Below are 3896 nucleotides of genomic sequence, written 5' to 3' on the forward strand. Positions count from 1 at the left end.
GGCGGGGCTTTTTGGGGGGCTTCGACTCGGCTTGGCGGAGGGATTCCACGAAGCTCGCGGCGTCGTCCTCGTCGTCGGCGCTGGTCGTGGCGCGCAGGCGCTTGCCGATGATCCACTGGTCGAGGGTGAGGCGGCCGCCGCCGCCCGCGGCGAAGACGAGGCTCGCCATGCCGAGGGCCAGGACGAGTTCGTAGCCGTTGCGGGGCGTCCCGCCGTCCACCACGAACAGGCCCTGGTCGGCGTGGACGAAGATGAACGCGCCGGCCATGTCGATGAACAGCAGCGCGCCGGTGACGGGCAGGCCGAGCCCGGCGATGAGGGCGGCGCCGCCGAGCAGTTCGACGAAGGCGGAGTAGACGGCGGCGGCGGTGGGCAGCGGCACGCCGAGGCCGTCGAACGTGCGGCCGGTCGCGGTGATGCCCGCCTCGATCTTCTGCCAGCCGTGCGCCATGAAGACGATGCCCACGCCGAGCCGCGCGAGCACGGCCACGACGTCGTAGAGCGGCCGAGAGCGCATGCCGTCGACTCCTTCAACGCGGGGATGGGGCCCGGTCAGACGGAGAGTATGACGGTACGGGCGGAGATATCGCGAACGTCGCAGGTGGGCGGCTATGTTCGGCGAGTGAGAAGGCACAAGTACGAAGTGTCGGTCGCTTGGACCGGGAACACCGGGTCCGGGACGAGTTCCTACCGCGCCTACGAGCGCGCGCACGAGATCCGGGCGGAGGGCAAGCCACCCGTCCCGGGCAGCTCCGATCCCGGTTTCCGCGGTGACCCCGCGCGGTGGAATCCCGAGGAACTGCTCGTCGCCTCCTTGTCCCAGTGCCACATGCTGTGGTTCCTTCATCTGTGCGCCGTCGAGAAGCTCGTGGTGACCGGTTATGAGGACAACCCGCAGGGCGTCATGGTCGAGACACCGGACGGCGGCGGACGGTTCGAGGAGGTCGTCCTGCGGCCTCGGGTGACGCTGGCCGACCCCGGGCAGGCCGACCGGGCCGCCGAGCTGCACGAGAAGGCGCACGGGCTCTGCTTCATCGCCAACTCGGTCAACTTCCCCGTCCGCCACGAGGCGGACCGGGGGTAGGTCAGCGGGTCCGGCCGCGGGGCTTCAGCGGCGTCGGCGGCATGGCGGGCGCGGCGAGGCGGGCGCCGTCGTAGCCGTGCACCGTGCCGAAGCGGTCGCCGGTCATCCAGTCCTCGCGGGCTTGGGCGATCTCCTCGCCGGCGCGGGCGATGAAGTTCCACCACATCACGAGCTTCTCCGCGAACGGTTCGCCGCCGAGGAGGACGAAGCCGCCCGCCTCGTCGGCCCGTACCCGCAGTTCGCGGCGGCCGCAGCCGAGGTACAGCATCGAGCCGGGCTCCACCCGCTCGCCGTCGATGTCGAGGACCCCCGACATGGTGAGCGCCGCGTACTCGAAGTCCGGTTCGACCGGTACGCGGACGTCGGCGCCCTCGTCCAGCGTGATGTCGGCGCCCATGATGGGCGTGAACGTCGTGCCGGGGGACGCCGCACCGTCCAGGTCGCCGAGGAGAAGGGCGGCGGTGAAGCCGGGGGCGGTCACCACCGGCAGGTCGGCGTGGAACTCCCAGCGGGGGTCGGTGTGCCGGTGGACGTCCGGGAGCGCGACCCACAGCTGGGCGCCGTGCAGGACGGGGGAGTGCGCGCGGGGCGACTCCTCCGAGTGGGAGATGGCCCGCCCGGCGGTCATCAGCCCGAGCTGCTTCGGGCGGATGGTCTGCAGGCTGCCGAGGCTGTCGCGGTGCAGGACCTCGCCGCCGTGCAGCCAGCTCACCGTCTGCAGCCCGATGTGCGGGTGCGGCGGCACCTGCATGCCGGGCTGGTCGGTGATGTCGTCCGGCCCGTAGTGGTCGACGAAGCACCACGCGCCCACCATGCGCCGCCCCAGGCTCGGCAGCAGCCGCCGGACGACCGTGCTCTCGCCCAGGGGAACCTGCCGCGGCGGCAGCAGTTCGTGGACGGGCCCTCCGGCCACGTCGTCGCGCCCGCCGCACGCGACCGGCTTCGGCCGGACATCGAGATTGCTCACCAGAACCGCCCTCCCCAGGACACGCGTCCCTTAACGATGCCCTACGCCCCGCGCTGTTGAACCTCACGGAATGGCCCGTGCGCGCACCTGGTTCTCATCAATGTGATGCACGGTGAGTACAAGGTCCCCGGCGGCAAGCTCGTGGTCGCCGACGTCGACGTCGTGGACGGCCTCCTGCGCGCCCCAAGGATCAGCGGGGACTTCTTCCTGGAACCGGACGAGGCCCTGGACGCGATCAACGGCGTCCTCGACGGGCTGCCCGCCGCGCTGGACGCCAGGGCGATCGGCGTCCGCGTCCAGGCGGCGCTGCCGCGCGGCACGGTGCTGCTCGGCCTCACCGCCGAGGCCGTCGGGATCGCGGTGCGGCGGGCCATCACCCGGGCGTCGGACTGGCGCGACCACGACTGGCGGCTGATCCACGAGCCGCCGCAGGAACCGGCCCTGCACATGGCGCTCGACCAGGTGCTCGCCGAGGAGGTCGGCGCGGGCCGCCGGCCGCCGACGCTGCGGGTGTGGGAGTGGGCGTCGCCCGCGGTGGTCATCGGCAGCTTCCAGTCGCTGCGCAACGAGGTCGACGCCGAGGCGGCCGGGCGGCACGGGGTGGAGGTGGTGCGGCGCATCAGCGGCGGCGGCGCCATGTTCATCGAGCCCGGCAACACGATCACCTACTCGCTGTACGCGCCGCAGTCGCTGGTGGCGGGCATGTCGTTCGCGGAGAGCTACGCGTTCCTGGACGACTGGGTGCTCGGCGCGCTCGGCGAACTCGGGATCCGGGCCTGGTACCAGCCGCTGAACGACATCACCTCCGACAACGGCAAGATCGCCGGGGCGGCGCAGAAGCGGCTCGCGTCCGGCGCGGTGCTGCACCACGTGACGATGGCCTACGACATCGACGCCGCGAAGATGACGCAGGTGCTGCGGATCGGCCGGGAGAAGATCTCCGACAAGGGCATCGCCAGCGCGGTCAAGCGGGTGGACCCGCTGCGGCGGCAGACCGGCCTGCCCCGCGAGGAGATCATCGACCGGATGATCGCCCACTTCCGGACCCGGTACGGGCTGGCCGGCGACCGGGTGGGCGAGGACGAGCTGCGGCTGGCCGGCAAGTACGTCACCGACAAGTTCGCCACCGCGGAGTGGACGGCCCGCATCCCCTGACGCGCGTCCGGCCGGAACCATGGGGCGCCGCCGTGCGTCCTCCCCTCAGGGCAGGTCGCGGGGAGGTGCGGCACGCCGTAGGTTGGGGTCACGTCGGCCGATGATGAGGAGCGTTCATGTCGATGCAGAAGGGCGCCAACACCGCGGTGCCGGTTCCCTCGGTGCGGGTCGAGCTGGGCTGGCAGGCCGGTCCCGGCGTGCCCGACGCGGACGCGTCGGCGCTCCTGGTGACCGAGACCGGCCGGGTGCGCTCGGACGACGACTTCGTGTTCTACAACCAGCCGGCGCACGCGTCGGGCGCGGTGCGGCACGAGGGCAAGCAGCAGGGGCCGACCGTGCTGGACGTCCTGGGCGTGGACCTGAACCGGGTCGAGCCCGCCATCGACAAGATCGTCATCGCGGCGTCCTCGGACGGCGGGACGTTCGGCCAGTTCCAGGGCCTGTACGTGCGGGTCGTGGACGCGGCCGGCGGCGCGGAGGTCGCCCGGTTCGACAGCCAGGGGGCCACCACCGAGACGGCGTTCGTCCTCGGCGAGCTGTACCGGCGGCAGGGCGCGTGGAAGTTCCGCGCGGTCGGCCAGGGCTATGACTCGGGGCTCGCCGGCCTGGCCACCGACTTCGGCATCTCCGTCGACGACCCCGGTCAGGCGGCGCCGCCGCCCCCGCCCGCGCAGCCGCAGGCGCCCGTCC

5 protein-coding genes are annotated in these 3896 nt (G+C 72.4%); 3 read left to right on the plus strand and 2 right to left on the minus strand.

Features of this window, described 5'->3' with window-relative positions:
- The coding region (locus E1284_RS39295) for a DoxX family protein (RefSeq protein WP_131945214.1) at positions 1 to 517 on the minus strand (517 nt) is incomplete at its 3' end.
- 105 nt (positions 518 to 622) lie between these two features.
- Between E1284_RS39295 and E1284_RS39300 the strand changes: the two genes are divergently transcribed.
- On the plus strand, positions 623 to 1084 hold the full coding sequence (locus tag E1284_RS39300) for an OsmC family protein (protein ID WP_243715018.1): 462 nt from the start codon (positions 623 to 625) through the stop codon (positions 1082 to 1084).
- 1 nt (position 1085) lies between these two features.
- Here the strand turns inward: E1284_RS39300 and E1284_RS39305 are convergent, their stop codons facing one another.
- Positions 1086 to 2051: a pirin family protein gene (locus E1284_RS39305; protein WP_131945216.1), complete on the minus strand. Its 966-nt coding sequence runs from the start codon at positions 2049 to 2051 to the stop codon at positions 1086 to 1088.
- Between the two features lie 105 nt (positions 2052 to 2156).
- On the opposite strand from E1284_RS39305, the gene lplAB reads away from it, so the two are divergent.
- Positions 2157 to 3206: a lipoate-protein ligase LplAB gene (lplAB, locus tag E1284_RS39310; protein WP_131945217.1), complete on the plus strand. Its 1050-nt coding sequence runs from the start codon at positions 2157 to 2159 to the stop codon at positions 3204 to 3206.
- Between the two features lie 116 nt (positions 3207 to 3322).
- A partial coding sequence (locus E1284_RS39315; protein ID WP_131945218.1) for a TerD family protein occupies positions 3323 to 3896 on the plus strand: 574 nt, incomplete at its 3' end.

It is taken from the genome of Actinomadura bangladeshensis (genome assembly GCF_004348335.1).
Taxonomy (GTDB): Bacteria; Actinomycetota; Actinomycetes; order Streptosporangiales; family Streptosporangiaceae; genus Spirillospora; species Spirillospora bangladeshensis.

What these genes read in the sequence shown, in the direction of transcription:
- lplAB (WP_131945217.1), top strand. Translation starts at nt 2,157, where the DNA reads ATGCACGGTGAGTACAAGGTCCCCGGCGGCAAGCTCGTGGTCGCCGAC.